21 protein-coding genes are annotated in these 19,641 nt (G+C 59.1%); all 21 read left to right on the top strand.

From position 1 onward, the window contains the following. Positions 1 to 107 precede the first annotated feature (107 nt). The 21 genes from ACQE2I_RS04320 (at position 108) to ACQE2I_RS04220 (ending at position 19,584) form a co-directional block, all read left to right on the top strand. Positions 108 to 830, top strand: coding sequence for a murein L,D-transpeptidase catalytic domain family protein (locus ACQE2I_RS04320; RefSeq protein ID WP_427030229.1), 723 nt, complete (start codon positions 108 to 110; stop codon positions 828 to 830). Positions 831 to 1,046: 216 nt separating this feature from the next. After that, entirely contained in the window at positions 1,047 to 2,066 is a 1,020-nt protein-coding gene (locus ACQE2I_RS04315) for a patatin-like phospholipase family protein (protein WP_427030228.1), read from the top strand. A gap of 266 nt (positions 2,067 to 2,332) precedes the next feature. Continuing rightward, the gene (locus ACQE2I_RS04310) at positions 2,333 to 3,301 is read left to right on the top strand and encodes an IS30 family transposase (protein ID WP_032608318.1); all 969 of its coding nucleotides are present in this window, start codon (positions 2,333 to 2,335) and stop codon (positions 3,299 to 3,301) included. 76 nt (positions 3,302 to 3,377) lie between these two features. Then, positions 3,378 to 4,046, top strand: coding sequence for a beta-ketoacyl synthase chain length factor (locus tag ACQE2I_RS04305; RefSeq protein ID WP_319022682.1), 669 nt, complete (start codon positions 3,378 to 3,380; stop codon positions 4,044 to 4,046). After that, positions 4,043 to 4,837: a lysophospholipid acyltransferase family protein gene (locus ACQE2I_RS04300; RefSeq protein WP_193056544.1), complete on the top strand. Its 795-nt coding sequence runs from the start codon at positions 4,043 to 4,045 to the stop codon at positions 4,835 to 4,837. The genes ACQE2I_RS04305 and ACQE2I_RS04300 overlap by 4 nt, the downstream gene beginning before the upstream one ends. After that, positions 4,803 to 5,078: a phosphopantetheine-binding protein gene (locus tag ACQE2I_RS04295; RefSeq protein WP_172117640.1), complete on the top strand. Its 276-nt coding sequence runs from the start codon at positions 4,803 to 4,805 to the stop codon at positions 5,076 to 5,078. Before ACQE2I_RS04300 ends, ACQE2I_RS04295 begins: the two co-directional genes overlap by 35 nt. Next, a complete protein-coding gene (locus ACQE2I_RS04290) occupies positions 5,068 to 5,334 on the top strand; it encodes an acyl carrier protein (RefSeq protein WP_319022683.1) in 267 nt (88 codons plus the stop codon). Before ACQE2I_RS04295 ends, ACQE2I_RS04290 begins: the two co-directional genes overlap by 11 nt. Before the next feature lie 2 nt (positions 5,335 to 5,336). Beyond that, a complete protein-coding gene (locus ACQE2I_RS04285; protein WP_226930563.1) occupies positions 5,337 to 5,861 on the top strand; it encodes a hypothetical protein in 525 nt (174 codons plus the stop codon). Beyond that, entirely contained in the window at positions 5,858 to 7,555 is a 1,698-nt protein-coding gene (locus ACQE2I_RS04280; protein ID WP_427030227.1) for an AMP-binding protein, read from the top strand. Before ACQE2I_RS04285 ends, ACQE2I_RS04280 begins: the two co-directional genes overlap by 4 nt. Further along, positions 7,548 to 8,303: a glycosyltransferase family 2 protein gene (locus tag ACQE2I_RS04275; RefSeq protein WP_427030226.1), complete on the top strand. Its 756-nt coding sequence runs from the start codon at positions 7,548 to 7,550 to the stop codon at positions 8,301 to 8,303. The genes ACQE2I_RS04280 and ACQE2I_RS04275 overlap by 8 nt, the downstream gene beginning before the upstream one ends. Then, the gene (locus ACQE2I_RS04270; protein ID WP_427030225.1) at positions 8,300 to 9,241 is read left to right on the top strand and encodes a glycosyl transferase; all 942 of its coding nucleotides are present in this window, start codon (positions 8,300 to 8,302) and stop codon (positions 9,239 to 9,241) included. Before ACQE2I_RS04275 ends, ACQE2I_RS04270 begins: the two co-directional genes overlap by 4 nt. Then, entirely contained in the window at positions 9,225 to 10,796 is a 1,572-nt protein-coding gene (locus ACQE2I_RS04265) for an HAL/PAL/TAL family ammonia-lyase (protein WP_427030224.1), read from the top strand. The genes ACQE2I_RS04270 and ACQE2I_RS04265 overlap by 17 nt, the downstream gene beginning before the upstream one ends. Then, entirely contained in the window at positions 10,786 to 11,226 is a 441-nt protein-coding gene (locus ACQE2I_RS04260) for an acyl-CoA thioesterase (RefSeq protein WP_193084792.1), read from the top strand. The genes ACQE2I_RS04265 and ACQE2I_RS04260 overlap by 11 nt, the downstream gene beginning before the upstream one ends. Next, a complete protein-coding gene (locus ACQE2I_RS04255) occupies positions 11,223 to 11,792 on the top strand; it encodes a LolA-related protein (protein ID WP_427030223.1) in 570 nt (189 codons plus the stop codon). The genes ACQE2I_RS04260 and ACQE2I_RS04255 overlap by 4 nt, the downstream gene beginning before the upstream one ends. Beyond that, entirely contained in the window at positions 11,789 to 14,086 is a 2,298-nt protein-coding gene (locus ACQE2I_RS04250) for an MMPL family transporter (RefSeq protein WP_427030222.1), read from the top strand. Before ACQE2I_RS04255 ends, ACQE2I_RS04250 begins: the two co-directional genes overlap by 4 nt. Continuing rightward, positions 14,086 to 15,372 (top strand): NAD(P)/FAD-dependent oxidoreductase, encoded by a 1,287-nt coding sequence (locus tag ACQE2I_RS04245; protein WP_427030221.1) that lies wholly within the window; start codon positions 14,086 to 14,088, stop codon positions 15,370 to 15,372. The genes ACQE2I_RS04250 and ACQE2I_RS04245 overlap by 1 nt, the downstream gene beginning before the upstream one ends. After that, positions 15,369 to 15,938, top strand: coding sequence for a DUF3261 domain-containing protein (locus ACQE2I_RS04240; RefSeq protein ID WP_427030220.1), 570 nt, complete (start codon positions 15,369 to 15,371; stop codon positions 15,936 to 15,938). Before ACQE2I_RS04245 ends, ACQE2I_RS04240 begins: the two co-directional genes overlap by 4 nt. Positions 15,939 to 15,949: 11 nt before the next feature. Continuing rightward, entirely contained in the window at positions 15,950 to 17,116 is a 1,167-nt protein-coding gene (locus ACQE2I_RS04235; RefSeq protein WP_427030219.1) for a beta-ketoacyl-ACP synthase, read from the top strand. Further along, positions 17,109 to 17,603: a hotdog family protein gene (locus ACQE2I_RS04230; RefSeq protein ID WP_193084796.1), complete on the top strand. Its 495-nt coding sequence runs from the start codon at positions 17,109 to 17,111 to the stop codon at positions 17,601 to 17,603. The genes ACQE2I_RS04235 and ACQE2I_RS04230 overlap by 8 nt, the downstream gene beginning before the upstream one ends. Then, positions 17,600 to 18,325: a 3-oxoacyl-ACP reductase FabG gene (gene fabG / locus ACQE2I_RS04225; RefSeq protein ID WP_193056557.1), complete on the top strand. Its 726-nt coding sequence runs from the start codon at positions 17,600 to 17,602 to the stop codon at positions 18,323 to 18,325. The genes ACQE2I_RS04230 and fabG overlap by 4 nt, the downstream gene beginning before the upstream one ends. Continuing rightward, positions 18,325 to 19,584 carry a beta-ketoacyl-ACP synthase gene (locus ACQE2I_RS04220; RefSeq protein ID WP_427030218.1) on the top strand — a complete coding sequence of 420 codons (1,260 nt, stop codon included), beginning with the start codon at positions 18,325 to 18,327 and terminating at the stop codon, positions 19,582 to 19,584. Before fabG ends, ACQE2I_RS04220 begins: the two co-directional genes overlap by 1 nt. Positions 19,585 to 19,641 lie beyond the last annotated feature (57 nt).

The raw sequence follows: 19,641 nt of genomic DNA, 5'->3' as shown, positions 1-19,641 counted from the left end.
CCCCAACTTCAGTTTTTTACATCCGCCGGCTAACACTTTTTATATTAGCGCTTATCTTAGTTGGCTACTCTTCATCATGACTTATATTGCTTGCAGGATCGATTTATATGGCTCTTCGTTTAAATATTGCCGCGTTACTATGTTCCCTACCGTTAACTTTATTTACATTACCGCTTCACGCCACTAGTTTTTTTGCCCAGGTAGCATCAACGCCACCGCCCGGTGTAATACCTCTACACCATCAGCTTCTGCAGCTCGCCCCCCAAGCAACGCCTGCAGCGCTGCGCTTGGCCTCTCAAGCGCTTAACTGTGCCGACCCTAATGCCGAGCGCCTTGCAGTTATCGATTACTCACTACCCTCTACCGAGCCACGCCTTTGGGTGTTTGATTTGCGCCAGCATAAGTTACTTTTCGAAGAGCTGGTGTCGCACGGTCAGGGCTCCGGCGACGCCCAGGCAGAGTTGTTCTCGAACACCCCCGACAGCCATCAGTCCAGCATTGGTCTATTTCGTACCATGAATAGCTACTATGGCCGCAACGGCTATTCGCTGCGCCTGCAGGGGCTTGAACCTAACGTTAACGACCTAGCGTTTGAGCGCGCCATTGTGATTCACGGCGCCGATTATGTAAGCGATGCTTTCATTACCCAAACCGGCCGACTAGGACGCAGCCATGGCTGCCCAGCGGTACGCGAAGACGTAACTTACCCACTGATCAACAGCCTCAAAGAGGACCAATATGTGTTCGCTTATTACCCCGACGCCGAGTGGCTTGCCACCTCAGCGTTTCTAGGCTGCACAGCGGCGGCCACCCAACTTGCCCGCCGTTAATGGCAGCCAAGCTTTTCATACAAGTTACAGCCTGCTGAGCCTTATGGAACACGCTATCTATGAAACGCCTTACTCATTTAATCATCACTCACCGTTAGCGGGCGCGCCGTAAAATTTGCCCACGCCCCACGCGGTATACTCGTCTTCCCTAGTGGCCTATGCGATGCTGGTCTCACTGCAACTAGTCTCTTTATCAGTCGCAATGGGAAAAAGCACATGGCAAAGGTCAAAAAGCTAGATCTTGCGTTACAAGGTGGCGGTGCGCACGGGGCCTATACCTGGGGCGTCATTGACCGCCTGTTGGCGGATGATCGCATTGAGCTAGAAGGCATTAGCGGCACCAGCGCCGGGGCGATGAACGGCGTGGTGATGGCTGACGCCTTGACCCGGGGCGATAAAGAGACCGCGAGGCAAGCGCTCCACGATTTTTGGCAGGCAGTTAGCCGGGCTGGTATGGCAAGCCCCATCCGCCGCTCACCGATGGATATATTGACCGGCAACTGGAGCTTGGACCACTCCCCCGGCTTTGTTGCCATGGATCTATTGAGCCGGGTGGCCTCGCCCTATCAACTCAACCCGCTTAACATTAACCCACTGCGCGATATCGTCGCCAACCACATCGATTTCGAGCGGGTTCGACAATGCCAACAGCTTAAGTTGTTTGTAACAGCCACGAACGTGCGCACAGGTAAGCAACGCGTGTTCCGCCGTGAAGAGATGAGTGTTGACGCAGTAATGGCCTCTGCCTGCTTACCCTTTATGTTCCAAGCGGTGGAAATCGACGGCGACGCATATTGGGACGGAGGCTATATGGGTAATCCTGCGCTCTTCCCATTGATGGAAGAGTGCAGCACGCGAGACATCCTACTGATACAAATTAACCCCATCAGTCGCAATGAAGTGCCCACTTCGGCGTCGGCGATTATGAACCGGCTCAATGAGATCACGTTTAACTCAGCGCTGATTAAAGAAATCCGCATGATTGCGCTGCTCAAGCAGGCGTTTGATGAACAGGGTATTGAAAACTGCTACCAGCAGGCGCTATTCCACCGCATTAGCGGGGAGCTGGCGCTTGATGGGCTTTCGGTCTCCAGTAAATCTAATTCTGAGTGGCCTTTTTTATGCCATCTATTTGAACAGGGCCAAGCCGCGGCTGAACGCTGGCTAGGGGAACATTTCGATGCTCTTGGCGAGTACTCCACGCTCGATATAGACGCTGCCTATCTTCATGAATAACAGCCGGCATGAGCGTGGGTTATACGAACAACGCTGACGCTCAAATGCCCAATGAATGCGCTTCTTTAGCACCAACATGCCGCAGAGCATCAGCAGCATGCCCAATTATGCAGCATGCTCGCGTTTTAGCATCGCTTTAAAAGCCAAAAAATAAATTAAGAATCTGTTTTTAATAAATAAACGCGGTTTCGGATAATAAGTGCAATTGGTAAGAGGGCGGCCAGCTGGTAGAGTCGGCGCTCCTCCCGACCAAGAGAAAAGCACTGATGAGCTACAACCAGCTGACCGAAAACGAACGATACCAGATTTACATTCTAAAAAAAGCAGGCCACAGCCAATTGGCGATAGCGGAGAAAATGGAGCGGAGTCCGTCCACGATCAGCCGGGAGCTTCGCCGTAACAGAGGGCTTCGAGGTTATCGGCCTGGGCAGGCACAGAAGCTGTCGAGCGCTAGGAGGCATGATGCCTACAAGGCACGGAAGGTGACGGACGAGGTGCGAGGTGAGATAGAAACCTTGCTTCGTCAGGAGCTGAGTCCGCAGCAGGTTGCCGATTACCTGAGAAGGCACACAGGCGTATGTCTGCACCACGAGACGATTTACCAGTTGATTTACGCAGACAAGGCCAACGGTGGCGATTTGTATAGGCATCTTCGGGTAGCGTCAAAGCCCTATCGCAAGCGCTATGGCAGCTATGATCGGCGAGGGAAGATCAAGAACAGAGTGAGTATTGATGAGCGCCCTGCGGTCGTTGACCGGCGTAGCCGAATTGGTGACTGGGAAGGCGATACGATCATCGGCAAGGGTCGCAAGGGCGTTCTGCTGACGATGGTTGAGCGTAAGACGCTGTATACGGTCATTGTTCGCCTGACGGGCAAAAGAGCCGACCTGCTGGCGGCTGCAGCGATTGAGCATTTGGCGTCGCTCAAAGCCAGAATCAAAACCATCACCTTGGATAATGGTCTTGAATTTTCTGGGCACGAGGATATAGCGAAAGGTCTGGAGGCGGATATTTATTTTGCCCACCCTTATGCATCATGGGAACGAGGGATCAATGAGAATACCAACGGCCTTATCCGCCAGTACTTCCCCAAGGGAACAGACTTAAGCAAGGTGACGGATGAGCAGGTTCAGTTTGTTATGGATCGACTGAACAGCAGACCCAGAGCGACCAGAGGTGGACGATCACCGAATGAGTTATTTATAGGGCGGCGAGACGATTTACTCGCCGCGTAATGAAATTGCAGTTATTACTTGAAACCAAGCTATAATTAAGTTAAAGTAGCCGCCTTTTTTGAGCAGGCTGCTAGTGATGTCCTTTTCTCTATTTATCGAAGACTGGCGGGGCTGGCTTCCTGAAGAGGCAATGGCAACCGTTAAGCCAAATCGTCTTATTTCGGCCCAACTGAGTAGCGAACTGCCTGCTATGCTGCGGCGACGGCTTGATGATACGGGGCGCGCCACTTGCGATATTCTGCGAGAACTCGACCCACAGGCTAACGCCCCCTTGGTGCATGCCTCACGGCATGGCGATACGACGCATACGCTCGCAATGCTGGAGAGTCTGCAGCGGGGCGACCCGATTTCCCCTACCCGCTTCTCAATGTCAGTGCATAACGCTATTCTGGGCGTTCACTCTATTGCGCAATCGCATCACCGTCCCTTGCAGGCGTTAGGCGCTTGTGGTGATGAGTTTGATGCGCTTCTTCACGAGTCGTATGGGTATTTGCAAGCGGGCTACCCCGCCGTAGTTGCCGCATTTTCAGAAAGCTGTCTTCCTGCGGCCTATCAGGGCGAAACACAGCATCCAGGCACAGCCTGTGTTATTGGCATGCGCTTAACTCTGCAACGAGGTCGCGCCATCACGGCATCTACATCAGCCCACAGCGCTTCTCCGACACCGGTCAATGTGCTGCAGTGGCTTAGTGGGGAGACCGCTTTCCTAAACGGTCGACAGCGCTGGCATCTGGAGCAGGAATGAGTATCAACCAACTGTATCGCGGCTTGGGTACGGCTATTTCCTTCACCGTCTTCGGGATCGGTGGCCTTTTCATTGGCTTGGTGATTGCGCCACTGTTGAATCTCTGCGTGCGTAATACTGAGCGGCGCCGCTACCTGGCGCGCCGCCTTATCCGCGTCTGCTTTCTCGGATTCATCAATTTGATGAAAGGCCTTGGCGTGCTTGATTACCGCGTTGACAACCCTGAGCGCCTCAAACGCCCTGGATTGCTTGTGATTGCCAATCACCCCTCGCTCATCGACGTTATTTTTTTAATCGCTTACACGTCTCATGCCAACTGCATTGTAAAGGGTCGGCTGACCCGCAATTTTATTACCCGCGGCCCTATTCGTGCTGCGGGCTATATCACCAACGATGACCCCGAGTCAGTGCTGGAGGCTGCCCGTCAGAGCCTGCAACGAGGTGACTCACTGATTCTATTTCCTGAAGGCACCCGCACTAGCCCGAAACGCCCGATCAAATTTCGTCGCGGGGGAGCAAATATCGCCCTACGCACCGGTACAGCGCTCACCCCTGTCCTGATACGCTGCACGCCGACCACACTGACAAAACACGAACCCTGGTACCACATCCCCGCTACCAGGGTTTTAATGGAGCTTAGCGTGCTTGACGACCTGCACGTTGATTCCGCTAGCCAACAACCAACCGGCCAGCTCGCTAGACAACTAACTCAATGGCTGAGCGACCACTTCAACAGAGAACTGGAACACTTCCATCATGATAGAAACCTGCAATCAGGCGCTGGAACTTGAACTCAAGCGTCTCATCATTGACGCGCTAGAGCTTGAAGATATTACGCCTGCCGATATTGACCCAAGCGCTCCCCTGTTTGGCGAAGGGCTAGGACTTGACTCTATCGATGCGCTTGAACTCGGGCTGGCACTGCAAAAGCAGTACGGTATCAAGCTTGATTCCGAGGCCGATGAGACGCGTCGCCATTTCGAAAGCCTCGCGGCGCTGCAAGCACTCGTGGAGGCCCGCCGTGTCAATTGAAACCGCTGATCACCAGCGCGAAGAAATACTCGCCCATATTCGCAAGACACTGGTTGATCTGTTTGACCTCAATGCCAGCGAAATAGAGCCCGACGCCCGCCTCTATGAGGACCTGGATATCGATAGCATCGACGCGGTGGACCTTGTCGTCGAGCTAAAGCAATTCACTGGACGACGCATCAAGCCTGAGGATTTCAAATCAGTGCGCACGATCAGCGATGTTGTCACTGCCGTCGAACACTTGATGCAGCAGTAACCATGTCCAAATACGCAAGCATGGCGTGCGCGTTGATGTGGCCACTACTGGTACTGCTTTTGCATGATGACGTTGGCAGCTGGCCGTTACTGGTCATCGGTGCGGCACTACTCGCCTGGAGAATGCCTCAAGCGCGCTATCTGGCAGCCGCTGCGGCGGTTCTGCTGGTCGCCCTGGGCGGGCTGGGGCACGCGGAACTCGGCATGCGCGCATACCCCGTGGCCGTAAACGCGGTCATGCTGGCTATTTTTCTCTCTAGCCTGTGGCGAGGAGTGCCGGTCATCGAACGTTTGGCGCGCCTGCGCGAGCCCGAGCTGCCCGCCGCCGGCATACGCTATACCCGAAATGTCACTTGGGCATGGTGTGGCTTTTTCATACTCAACGGTGCCATCGCAAGCTGGACAGCGCTGTACGCAAGCTTGGCAACATGGACACTGTACAACGGTGCCATCAGCTATGGCCTAATCGCCGTCATGTTTACCGGTGAATGGTTAATACGTCATCAGCTGCGGAGCCGCCTGACATGACCTTTATCTCGCTTACTCAGTTACCCTGGCGTAGATCCGCTCCCCGTCATGAGTCACTTCCCAGCCACTGGGTGTGTGGCGCTTCGCTTACGGCGCATATTGATGCATGGCACCACTGGCTGGCGGACAAACCCGCCGGCCGTTGGCTGCTGTGCCAGCAGCAACCGCTAGCGTTCTGCGCCGCACTGATCGCCTTATGGGAAAGCGGCCGGGTCGCCGTGCTACCCGCCGATGATCGCCCCGAAACGCTCTCCCGGCTGGCAAGCGAAGTCGATGGCACCCTGCCCGATATGCCTGAGCCGCGGCTCCCGCAGGGCGCTGAAACACGCCCCCGCACGGCATTTCTGGACCCGAGCGCTACCGCCGTTGTGCTATCCACCTCAGGCTCCACCGGCAACCCCGTTCAGTTAGCCAAGCGTTTTGATCAATTGGAGGCAGAGTTATCAGCCCACGCCAGGCTTTGGCCACTGGTAGACAGCGGGGTTATTTCCCAGGTCAGCCACCAGCATATTTACGGGCTGCTCACCGGCATACTGCACCCCTTATGTGCGGGCGCGCCGTTCTGCGGTGGTGAAAGCCGTTATCCCGAAGCGCTAATGGCCCGGTTGCAGGAAGCCGATACAGCAGGCCTGCATCCGGTCGTGGTCAGCTCCCCCGCGCAGCTGTCGCGCTTGCCCGAGCACCTGCCCTGGCACGCCGCTACGCCGCCTGCCCGCGTGTTCTCATCAGGTGCGCCCTTAGCGCTGGCACATGCTCAGCTTGCTGAACGCCTGTTACAGGCGCCGGTCATCGAGATTTATGGCAGTACCGAAACGGGCGGCATTGCCCAGCGTCGCCAAACACGCCGCTCCAGCTGGCAGCCGCTTCCCGGCGTGGAGTTATCGTTTCAAAACGGTAGCCTGAGTTTGCGGTCGCCGTTTCTGGAGACACCTCAACAGTGGTGGCATCAGCCTGACCAGGCGGCGCCGGCAGATGACGGCTTCACGCTGCAGGGCCGAGCGGATCGTCTGGTCAAGATTGGCGGCAAGCGCATCTCGCTCGACCATGTCGAGCGCATTCTTACGGCAGTGGAAGCGGTCAGCGAGGTTCGCTGCGTTGATCTCGACCGTGCCGACAGCCGCTTGGGCGCCGTGATCGTGCTGGACAAACCATCGATTCCGCACCAGCGTGATGCTCGGCAGCATTTGATCCAGCGTATGCGCGAAAACCTTTCCGACCACCTGGAGCCTATTGCCGTGCCCCGCTATTGGCGCTTTGTTGAAACGCTGCCAAGCAATGCCCAGGGAAAGCTGGACCGCACGCTGATCAACCGTCTGTTTGCCGACCTGGACGACCCGAAAGTGCCGCGCTGGCTGGGAGAACACCCTCTTGATGCCAATAGTCGCCTGCTCACCCTGGAAGTTCCGGAGCGGCTGGTGTTTCTGGAAGGCCACTTTGATCAATACCCGCTGGTTCCGGGCGTGGTGATGGTGCAGTGGGCCATCCATTATGCCCACGATATCTTTGGCCACAGAGGCCTGTTTCTCGGTATCGAGCGCTTGAAGTTTACGCGCGCGCTGCTGCCAGGCACTCGTTTCACCCTACAGTTGACCCGCCGCGAGGATGGTATCGCGTTTAGCATTGACTCCCAGGAAGGGCGCCACTGCACCGGGCAGGTTCGCCTGCAAACGCCCAAGGGAGATCAGCATGGCTGAGCCAAGGCCCTGTATCCTTATCCCTGTGTATAACCATCCAGCGACAATCACCCCGCTATGCGAGGAACTAACAGCGCTGGAGATACCGCTGCTGCTGGTCGATGACGGTAGTGACCAACAGTGTGCCGCCGTTTTGGATCGCCTGGCTGAACAGGGCCATCACCTGCTGCGCCTTGAGACTAACCAGGGCAAGGGGGCGGCGGTGCGTGCCGGACTACGCTATGCCGAGCAGTTGGGGTTCAGCCATGCACTTCAGGTCGATGCCGACGGCCAGCACGGGGTCGATGATCTGCCCGCGTTTCTCGCCATGCTAACGGTAGCCCAGCACACGCTGGTAGTGGGTTATCCTCGCTATGACGCTAGCGTGCCCCGAGTGCGCTTCTATGGCCGCTACGCCACCCATATCTGGGTGTGGATAAATACCTTATCGCTGGATATTCGCGACTCGATGTGTGGTGTCAGGCTCTACCCGGTGGCACCGCTCAACCGAATGCTGGCCCGCCACCCCTGTGGCAATCGCATGACCTTCGATACCGAAGTGCTGGTGCGCTGGCACTGGGAACAAGGCGCCATGATGCACCGGCCGGTACGCGTGCACTACCCCCGCGACGGTATCAGCCATTTTGCCGTATGGCGCGATAACCGGCAGATATCGCTGATGCATACGCGCCTGTTTTTCGGCATGTTGTGGCGCCTGCCACGCTTACTCGCCCGGCGCTTTCAGCCACACCGCGTGGCGAGCCCATGAACTACCACTGGGCGCGGATCGGCGAACGCGGCACGCTGCTGGGGATGACCCTGATGGTGGCTATACAGCGGCGCCTGGGCCGCTGGCCTTTTCGGCTGGCGCTATGGCCGGTGATGCTCTGGTATTTTCTCGTCCACACCACGGCGCGACGTGCTTCCCAGGCTTTTCTGCAACGCCTTGACCCCACGCTCAAGCAGCAGCCTGTCGCCCGTTGGTGGCACAGCTATCGCCACTTTCTGGCCTTTGGCGAAACGCTGATGGACAAGGTCGAAGCGTGGAGCGGCCATATTGCCGACGAGCGCCTGGTGGGTAGCGGGGTTGAGCGTTTCACTAACGCGATCGCTGGCGGTCAAGGCGGATTGATCCTTGTCGCCCACCACGGCAATCTTGACGTAGTGAATGCGCTGACCGAACGCCATACCAATCTCGACCTGACGGTAATGATGCACACCCGCAATGCACGCAAGTTCAATGCTCTGCTTGAACGCGTCACGGGCAAGCCGCGCCCACAGATTCTCGAAGTCAGCGAAGTCACCCCAGCCACTGCCCAGACGCTGGCTGAGCGCATTAATGCCGGTGGCTATGTGGTCATCGCCGCCGACCGCCTTCCCCTGTCAGGAGAGCGAACCCAGTCGTTTGATTTTCTCGGCGACCAAGCAAGCTTCCCGGAAGGCCCTTTCCGCTTGGCCACCTTGCTGCGTTGCCCCCTCTATACGCTGGCCTGCGTGCGCGATGATGACCACTTCAGGATCGACTTTGAGCTTCTTGGCGACACCCGGGACCTACCTCGTCGTCAGCGTGAAACGTGGATTACCGATACCATGCAGGCGCATGCCGACCACCTGGCCGAACGCGTTCGGCGGCACCCGCTGCAATGGTTCAATTTTTATCCCTTCTGGATAAATGATACTGGATACCTTCATGACAATACTGCGTGACCCGACGGCGGGGCCTCTTACTAGCGCACCGCTCATTCTGGATGGATCGATGGTCAGCCTTGAAGACGTGCTGGCCGTTGCCGAAGGTCGCCGTCGCGTCACTCTGTCGACGGCACCCGATTTTCGTAAGCGTATTGCCAAAGGCAATGCCTTTCTTGAGCGCCTGCTCGAGGAAGAGGGCGTCGTCTACGGCGTTACCACCGGTTACGGCGACTCCTGCACCCGCGAAGTCTCCGCCTCCGACCTGGAGCAACTGCCCCGCCAGCTGTACACCTTTCATGGCTGCGGGCTGGGCGAGGCACTGACGGTTGAGGCCGCACGAGCGGTGATCATGGTACGCCTTGTCTCGCTTTGTCGCGGCGTATCCGGCGTCAGCGTCGAGCTGCTTGAGCGCTTGGCATGGTTGCTTGAACATGACGTGATACCGGTGATTCCTGAAGAAGGCTCTGTCGGAGCCAGCGGGGATCTCACGCCGCTATCTTACCTGGCCGCCGTTTTGTGCGGTGAGCGGGACGTCTTTCATAACGGCCAGCGGCGGCCTACGGCGGAGGTGTTTACCGAGCACGGGCTGACCCCTTATTGCCTGAAGCCCAAGGAAGGCCTCGCGCTGATGAACGGCACCGCGGTGATGACAGCGCTAAGCGTGTTCGCCTTCGCCCGCACCACTTATCTGGCGCGGCTGACTACCCGCATCACGGCGCTCTCCGTGCATGCGCTGAACGGCAACCCCTACCACTTTGATGCCGAGCTTTTCGCCGCCAAACCGCATCCGGGGCAGAACAAGGTCGCCGAACGCCTGCGCGAGGATCTCCACGCGCCCGACACGCCGCGCAACTCATCGCGCCTTCAGGATCGCTACTCGACGCGCTGCGCCCCGCACGTGATCGGCGTAGTGGAAGATGCCCTGCCCTGGTGGCGTCAGTTTCTTGAGAACGAACTCAACAGCGCCAACGACAATCCATTGATCGACGCCGAACAAGGCAAGGTCATGCACGGCGGCCACTTTTACGGCGGCCATGTCGCCTTCGCCATGGATAGCCTCAAGCAGGCCTGCGCCAACCTCGCGGATCTGCTCGACCGCCAACTGGCGCTGCTGGTGGATGCTCGCTTTAATCATGGTTTGCCCAGCAACTTAAGCGGTGCCGCCCCCGAGCGGGCCAGCCTTAATCATGGCTACAAGGCCGTGCAGATCGGTGCGTCCGCATGGACCGCCGAGGCGCTGAAGCTGACCATGCCCGCCAGCGTTTTCTCGCGCTCCACCGAATGCCACAATCAGGACAAGGTCAGCATGGGCACGATTGCCGCCCGCGACGCGCTACGTGTGCTCACCCTGGTAGAACAAGTCGCGGCCGCCACTCTGCACGCGGCCTGTCAGGGTGTTGAGCTACGCAGCCAGATAGGCGATGCGCCACCGCTGCCCGGCCGCCTGGCTGAATTTCTGACCGACTGCCGCCAGATCTTTCCGGCACTTGGCGAAGACCGCGCCCTGGAACACGAACTCCGCACTCTGTGTGACGTGATTCGCCAACGCCACTGGAGCCTATATGACGCTTGATGATGGCAAACTGCCCCGCTACGAGACCGAACTGACGATACCGTTTCACGATATCGACATGATGCAGGTGGCCTGGCACGGCCACTATGTGCGCTACCTGGAAATTGCCCGCTGCACGCTGCTCGATGCGCTCGATTACAACTATCCCCAAATGCAGGCCTCAGGATTTGCCTGGCCGGTAATCGATTTACGCCTGCGCTACGCGGCGCCAGCGCTATTCGCCCAGCGAATCGCAATCGAAGCGCGCCTGAGCGAGTGGGAGAACCGCCTCAAGATCGACTACACCATTCGCGATGCACACACCCGCAAACGCCTGACGCGTGCCTGGAGCGTACAAGTGGCCGTCGGAATTGAAGACCGCGAAATGCGCCTGGAATCGCCCCCCGTTCTGCGGGAACGTCTGCTCGCCTGGCAGGAGGCCAATCAATGATGCGCGCTATTCACCAAGCGGCTTTTTTTGTCTTTACCCTTCTAGCCATCAGCGCCAGCGCTGCCGCCTGGGCGGCTCCCGACGCTGACGACCTCGCCGCACGCTTGGCCGACAATGCGCCGCAGTGCGGGCGATTCGAGCAGACACGCTGGCTAGCCGATCTCAACAGTCAGTTGGAAAGCCGTGGAACCTTTGAACATCAAGACGCAGGGCTTGTCTGGCAAACGACCTCCCCCATTAATGACCGCGTGGTGATGAGCGCGGACAACGATGAGCTACCGATGGGCTTTCAGGCGGTCGCACCGGTGCTTGGTGGCCTGCTTTCAGGTGACTGGCAGGCGTTAGAGGGATACTTCGCCATCGAACTCAGCGGCACCCAGGAAGAGTGGCAGGCCAAGCTGACGCCCAGTGAAGCGAACATCGCCCAACGGCTTGACCAGTTACTGGTTCACGGCAACCAGCAGGTAGAGCGTGTCGAGATCATGTTCACCAATGATGACCGCCTTGAGCTTACCTTGAGCGGTGCGGCTTGCGAGCGTCTTGAAGACGATAAGCATACATCGTGAGTGAAGCAACGCGTCCCGGCCGCCTGGAGCGTCTGGCAGCTATCGGCTGGGCGGGGCTGCTGCTGGGCTGCGCCTTGCTCTTGGCGAGCCTGCTGAGCAGGGGCGCAGCACTGGATACGCGCATTACCACGCTGTTGCCGGACACCCGGCAGGGAGCGCTGCTCGAACACGCTGAGCAGCGCCTGACGCAGGCCTTCGAGGATCGCTTCGTGCTGCTGTTGCAGGGCGAATCGCCGGCTCGACTGGTTGCGGATATCAAGACCCGTCTTAAACAATCGGCTAGCGTCACAGCCTTCGACGATGACCTTCTGCACACCCCCGACAGCGACTTATCAGCGTACCGTTATCGGCTGCTATCGCCCTCGTTGGCCGCTGCCGATAACGACGCTTGGGTGCAACGAGGCCTGCGCCAGCTGTTCACGCCGGGAAGTAGCGCTGACCCACGCCAGGACCCCTTTGGCCTGCTGGATGACTGGCAGGACCAACGCCTAGCGGGCCCCATTCGCCTGATCGACGGCCTGCCTGCCGTCAGGGATGAGAGTGGTAACTGGTTCATCGTAAGCGGTCAACTCACGGCCAGCCCCTACGATATGGCCATGCAGCAACGCCTTGTCACAGCGCTTGCGGAGTTTAGCGATGCTCACCCAGAAGCCGAGCTGTTGCGAAGCGGGCTGGTGTTTCACGCCGCCGCCGGTGCCGAGCAGGCCAAGCGCGAAACCTTGACCATCGGCATTGGCTCGCTGCTGGGTATCGCCTTGCTGCTCTGGGTCACCTTTCAGCGCGGTTCGATACTGGCCAGCCTGTTGCTGCCGGTGGCGTGTGGCATTCTGTTTGCGCTGCCCTTGACCTGGCTACTTTTTGGTACGCTCAACCTGCTGACGCTGGCCTTTGGCGCTAGCTTGATCGGCATTGCGATAGATTACGCCCTGCATTTTCAATGCGCTCGCCAGCTGGCGCCCGAACAGCCGCTGGCCAGGCTTTGGCCGGGGCTATTACTCGGCCTGATATCCAGCCTGGTCGCCTATCTTGTCCAGCTTGCCACTCCGCTGCCGGGGCTGCGCCAGATGGCCACGTTCGTGGCACTGGGGCTAATTGGCGCCTGGCTAACGGTGCGGCTTTGGCTGCCGTGGTTCACCCCGCGCCCTCATGCCGCCACCATGCGGATTGCCACTCAGTTGAACCGTCTACGTTTACCGCCTCACGCGCCCAGGTATTGGGGGCTGCTCGCCCTGCTTGGGTTTCTCGCAGTCGTCATGATCGCCACGCGGCTGTCCGCTGACGATGATCTTCGCCAGCTCAACCCGTCACCTGCCGAGCTGATTACCGAGCAGCAACGCGTGCAGATACTGCTGGATAGCCCGACCGCCAGCCGCTACCTGCTTGTCACCGCCGAGCAGGAAGACGAACTATTGGAGCGCCTTGAAGCTCTGGACGCAGCGCTTGCCGATTTAGAGGCGCAAGGGCACTTGACTCACTACCGCCACTTGGCCCAAGCAGTGCCCTCTCCAGCGACGCAAGACGCCAACCTTGAGCGCGTACGTCAGGCCTACCGTAACGCCCTGCCCGAGCTGATCGCCCAGGCAGGCCTTCCTTCGACCTTGCTGGAAACCGCGCAGCGCTCGCTTGAAAGCGTGCCGCTGCTGACGATCACGGCGTGGCTCAACACCCCGGCGGGGCAAGCCGATACCATGCTCTGGCTAGACGCAACCGCCGATGTCGAGCGTACAGACATGGCGGCGCTGATAACGCTGGGCGATGCCGACAGTACTGCTCAGCAGGCATTTACTCACCTTGCTGCACCGGAATACGTGCTCTACCAGGACCGCGTGGCAACGTTATCCAGCCACCTGTCGCAGCTCCGCGACCAGATCGCCCTTTGCCTGGCCATCGCCGTGGCGGGGCTTGCGGTGATATTTGGCGTTCGCTATCGCAGGCGGGCCTGGCGCGTATTATTGCCCCCGCTGGGCGCACTGCTGTCAACCATCGCGCTGTTGAGCGCCTTTAATATCGGATTGACGCTTTTCCACCTACTGGGATTGCTGCTGGTACTGGGTATCGGTCTCGACGCGGGTATCTTCAGCACCGAACACCCCAACAGCCCAGCTGCCTGGCTGGCCATTAGCCTGTCGTGTGCCTCAAGCCTATTGGCCTTTGGCCTACTGGCGTTCAGTGCTACCCCGGCGCTTCACTACCTGGGGCTCACTTGCCTCATTGGCCTTGCATCAGCTTGGGCACTTGTGCCGTTTGCCAGGGCGGGCACCAGGCCTTTATCTTCTCGACAGGACACTCCCTGATGGCTATAGAAACAACGCAACACATGAATATCCAAGATACCACCGATGTCGCCATCATCGGCGCCGGGCCTTCCGGAGCGGCTGCAGCGGCCTGGCTTGCCCAGCGGGGTCTGGATGTGCGGGTGATTGAGCGCAGCCGCTTTCCGCGCTTTTCCATCGGCGAAAGTTTACTGCCACAGTGCATGGTCCATCTTGAAGCCTGTGGCCTGCTGGATGCCGCCAAGGCAGGCGGATTTCAAACCAAGAACGGGGCGGCCTTCACTTGGCGGGATCGCTATGCGGCCATCGATTTTCGCGACAAGTTCACGCCAGGCCCAGGCACCACGTGGCAGATCGAACGCGCTGACTTCGACCAGCGCTTAATCGAAGGCGCGCGCCAGCTGGGCGCCCAGGTTGAGTTTGACACCCGCGTTGAAGCCTTTGTCGCCGACCCCGAGCGCCCCAGCCTTACGTTGGTCGATGCCAACGGTGAGCAGCGCTCGTTACACGCACGCTTTGTGCTCGACGCCAGTGGTTATGGTCGCGTCCTTGCGCGCCTCACCGGCCTTGCCCGCCCCTCGACGCTTGAATCACGCTGCGCGCTGTTTACCCATATTGACGATCACATTGATTGTTCGCGTTACGACCGCGAGAAGATCCTGATCGGTTTGCACCCTGAGCATCCCGGCATCTGGTACTGGCTGATTCCCTTCACGAATGGGCGGGCATCGGTCGGCGTAGTAGGTGACCGGGCAACACTGGAAGCTGCAGGTATCAATGATGAGGAGCGCCTCTGGCACTTCATACGTGCCGAACCGAGGCTCGCCGAACTACTGGTCAATGCGAACGCCATTCGCGCGGTTAGCCGCTTAGAGGGTTATTCAGCAGATGTAGAGCAACTGCACGGCCCCGGCTTTGCCTTACTGGGTAACGCGGGCGAATTTCTTGATCCGGTCTTCTCTTCAGGGGTCACCATTGCCCTGGATTCGGCCCTGCGTGCCGCCCCCCTGGTCGAGCGCCAGCTCGCCGGTGAGCACGTCGATTGGAATAGCCAGTTTGAACAGCCTCTACGACGCGGCGTTGCCACCTTCCGTGAATTCGTGGAGGCCTGGTACGATGGCCGCCTACCGCGGATCATCTTCAATGACCAACAGATACCGCGCATACGCACCATGATCAGCTCAGTGCTCGCCGGCTACGCCTGGGATGAGGAAAACCCGTTCGTTGCCGCCAGCCGTCGGCGGTTAGACAGTCTGGCAGAGGCCTGTACCGATATGAGCTGCGATACCGCAGGGAAGGAAAAATGACCACCACGTTGTTTCGCTTCGCATGTCAGGCAGGACTGCTCAGCGCCCTGCTTCTGCTGTTCGGCTGTGCCGGGCGGCCGGTGGCGACCGTACCCAGCCTCTCGACACTACCGGCGATGGAAACGCAGCGGCAGCGCCTGACGTTTGAACATAATGACCAGCGCCATGAGATGATTGGCGTTCTGCGCCACGACGACAAGACGTTGCGCCTGGTCATACTAAGCCCACAAGGCCAGCGCCTGCTGACTCTGATACACGACGATAGCGGCAGCCGCTTTCTACAGGATGCCGCCTTTGAGCCGCCCTTTACCGCTGAGTGGCTGGCCAGCCGTTTGAGCTGGAACCTGTGGCCCGCACCGGCTATTGAACAAGCCTTTGGGTCCAACGCCTGGTCAATCCAGGAGGATGAGACGGGCCGCACGATGCGCTATCGACAGCGTATCGTGGTGCGGATCAGCGGTAACTCGGCATGCACGTTAATTGACGACGTTGAGGCAGGTTACCGCCTGTATATCATGCCCCTTAGTGACACCGACCAGACAACCGCCCCATGCTTAACCCCTTGATAGCGTCTCAGATGCCTCCTTGTCGCCTCCTGCCACCGGCCCTGGTCTGTTCGATCGGTGACGACCTAGCCACCATAGCCGACGCCCTGTTTACTGGCCGTCGTGGGCTTGAGTATGACGACGTGTTTACCCCCGGCCGGCCTTTACCGTTAGGCCGAGTCACGACCTCCCTGCCCGATACCCAGGCGCTACCGCCAGCACACCGTTCGCGCAATAACCAGCTGCTGGCCGCCGCCCTGGAGCAGTTGGCACCGACGCTTGAGGCTTTTCGCAAGCGGCACCCGCAGGCGCGTATCGGCGTGGTGCTCGGCACCAGTACCTCCGGCATCGGCGAAACCGAAACGGCGCTGGCTGAGCGTCAGCGCGAAGGCCACTGGCCCGACGACTTTCATTACCAGCGCCATGAAATTGGCTCACCAGCCCGCTTTGTTGCCGAGTGGCTCGGCCTGGACGGACCAACCTACACGCTCTCTACCGCCTGTACGTCGAGTGCGCGCGCCCTGGCAAGCGCCAAACGCCTGCTGGCGAGCGGTATGTGCGATGCGGTCATCGCCGGTGGGGCTGACAGTCTTTGCGGGTTGACCGTCAACGGGTTTGCCTCGCTTGAGGCGCTTAGCGACCGTCCTTCTCAGCCTTTCTCGGCCGAGCGTGACGGTATCAACCTTGGAGAAGCCGCCGCGCTGTTTCTGGTGACGGCGGAAATCGGCGGCATTCAGCTCAGTGGTTACGGTGAAAGCAGCGACGCTTACCATATTTCCGCCCCACGGCCAGATGGCCAGGGGGCCATTCAGGCGATGCAAGCCGCGCTTGCCATGGCCCAGCTGCCCACCACGGCCATTGGTTATCTCAATCTGCACGGCACCGCCACGCGCCAGAACGACAGCATGGAAGCCAAGGCAGTCGCAACGCTTTTCGGCAATACGCTACCGTGCAGTTCAACGAAGGCCCTGACCGGGCACACGCTAGGCGCCTGCGGCGCGCTCGAAGCGGCGTTCTGCTGGCTGACGCTCAATGAGGGACGCCTGCCGCCCCAGGTTCACGATAGTGACGTCGACCCAGAACTTCCGTTACTGAATTACGCCAAGGCGACGACTCATCACGGCCGTCGCGCGATCAGCAATGCCTTCGCGTTTGGGGGTAATAACATCGCCTTGTTGCTGGAACGTTTCAATGAATGATTCACTTATCCCCGCACGGCTTGACCTGCCCTGCGATATCGCGCCGTACGTGCCGCACCGCCTGGGCATGTGCCTTCTGGATACGCTACTGGCCGTGGGTGACGAACACCTGCATGCCCGCGTCGTCCCCCAGCCCGACGACCTGTTTGCCACACCAGACGGCATTCCCGGCTGGGTCGGGTTAGAGTGGCTTGCCCAGGCCGTTGCCGCGTGGGCGGGTGTGCAGTCCGTGACGTCAGGCGATACGCCGAAAATTGGCTTTCTACTCGGCACGCGCCGTTATCAGTGCCAACAGCCGTTTTTTCACTTCGACCAGCCGATACGCATCGAAGTAGAGCTCGATTTTCGGGCAGATAATGGCCTGGGCGCGTTTCAGGGGCGCTTGCTGGATGCTCAGCAACAGCTGATCGCTAACGCCACACTCAACGTGTTTCAGCCCGATACGCAACAGGCGCTGGAAATGATGCAACAAGGAAAAACTCAATGACGAATACCATCCTGGTTACCGGTTCAAGCCGCGGTATCGGCCAAGCCATCGCCTTACGCTTGGCGCGGGATGGCTTCGATATCGTCGTACATTGCCGTCAGCGTCAGGCAGAGGCAAAAGCCGTCGCAAACCAGATTCGTGATATGGGCCGCAACGCCCGCGTGCTGTGCTTTGATGTTGCCGACAGGGCCGCGGCGCAGCAGGCGCTGGACGCCGATATCGAAGCGCATGGCGCCTACTACGGTGTTGTCTGCAATGCGGGCATTACCGCCGACGCCGCCTTCCCCGCGCTCTCTGATGAGGATTGGGACAGCGTGATCCACACCAATCTCGACGGTTTCTATAACGTTGTGAAGCCCCTCGTCATGCCGATGATTCGCCGCCGGGCGCCCGGCCGCATCGTCGTGATGTCCTCGGTTTCAGGCATGATGGGCAACCGTGGCCAGGTCAACTACAGCGCTGCCAAGGCCGGGCTGATCGGTGCCATGAAAGCCTTGGCCGTGGAACTGGCGAAACGCCGCATTACGGTCAACTGCGTTGCCCCAGGCTTGATCGACACCGACATGACCGACGACCTGGTTACCGAGGAAGCGCTCAAGTTAATTCCCATGCAACGCACCGGTACCAGCGAAGAAGTCGCAGCCACGGTGGGCTTTTTATGTTCAGCCGATGCTGGCTATATCACTCGGCAAGTATTCGCCGTCAACGGAGGGATGTGCTGATGGCAAGTAATGTACAACGCCAGGGCGGGCTGGGGCGCCGTGTGGTAGTGACCGGCATGGCCGGTTTCTCGCCGATCGGCAACGACTGGCCAAGCATCAAGGCTCGCCTTGAGCGTTTGCAAAACGGCGTTATCCACATGGATGACTGGGAAAGTTATGACGGCCTCAATACGCGCCTTGGGGCGCCCGTGCGCGACGTTACCTTGCCTGCGCATTATCATCGCCGGGCGCTGCGCAGCATGGGCCGCGGCGCGCAGATGGCCACGCGTGCCAGTGAGCTGGCGCTGGAAGATGCAGGCCTGCTGGATACGCCGCTCTTAGGCAGTGGCCAGATGGGGATCGCGTACGGCGCCTCCGCTGGGGAGCCCGACGCCATTGCCGACTTTGGCAACATGTTGATCAATAAGTCGACCGATGGCCTGAACGCCAACTCCTATATTCGTATGATGGCCCACACCGCACCGGTCAATATCGGCGTTTTTCTCGGGGTGCGCGGGCGGATCTATACCACCTCAAGTGCCTGCACGTCTGGCAGCCAAGGCATCGGCTATGCTTACGAAGCCATCCGTTTCGGACACCAGACCGCCATGATTGCCGGTGGTTGCGAGGAGCTTTCGGCTTCCGAGGCGGCCGTCTTCGATACGCTGTTTGCGACCAGTACGCGCAATGACGCGCCGCACACCTCGCCGCGCCCCTTTGACGCCGAGCGCGACGGTCTGGTGATCGGAGAAGGGGCAGGCACGCTGATCCTTGAGGAACTGGAGCACGCCCAAGCACGGGGAGCCACCATTCACGCAGAGCTTGTGGGCTTTGGTACCAACAGCGATGGCCGCCACGTTACCCAGCCGGATGCCAGCATGATGGAGCAAGCGATTCGCCAGGCACTGGAGGATGCAAATTTGCAGCCCGAGCAGATTGGTTATGTCAGCGCCCACGGCACGGCCACCGAGCGGGGCGATATTGCCGAGAGTCATGCGACACACGCGGTGTTCGGCTCAAACCTGCCCATTAGCGCTTTTAAAAGCTTCACCGGCCACACGCTAGGCGCCTGCGGTGCGCTGGAAGCCTGGGTCGCCATCAAGATGATGCAGGAAGGCTGGTTCCACGGCACCGCCAATCTTGACCGCCTTGATGATGCCTGTGCAGAACTCGACTACTTGAACGGCCCAGGACGGAACATTGACTGTGACTATGTCATGAGCAATAACTTCGCTTTTGGAGGCATCAACACCTCGTTGATCTTCCGCCGCTGGCCCTGATATCGCTTACGACTCAGTGCCACTCACACTACCTGCTCTCAGGTACTTAAACCCAGC

The organism is Halomonas sp. H2 (assembly GCF_050215315.1).
Taxonomy (GTDB): Bacteria; Pseudomonadota; Gammaproteobacteria; order Pseudomonadales; family Halomonadaceae; genus Vreelandella.
The sequence above is the reverse complement of the archived record's forward strand: the minus strand, read 5'-3'. Positions and strand labels throughout refer to the sequence as shown.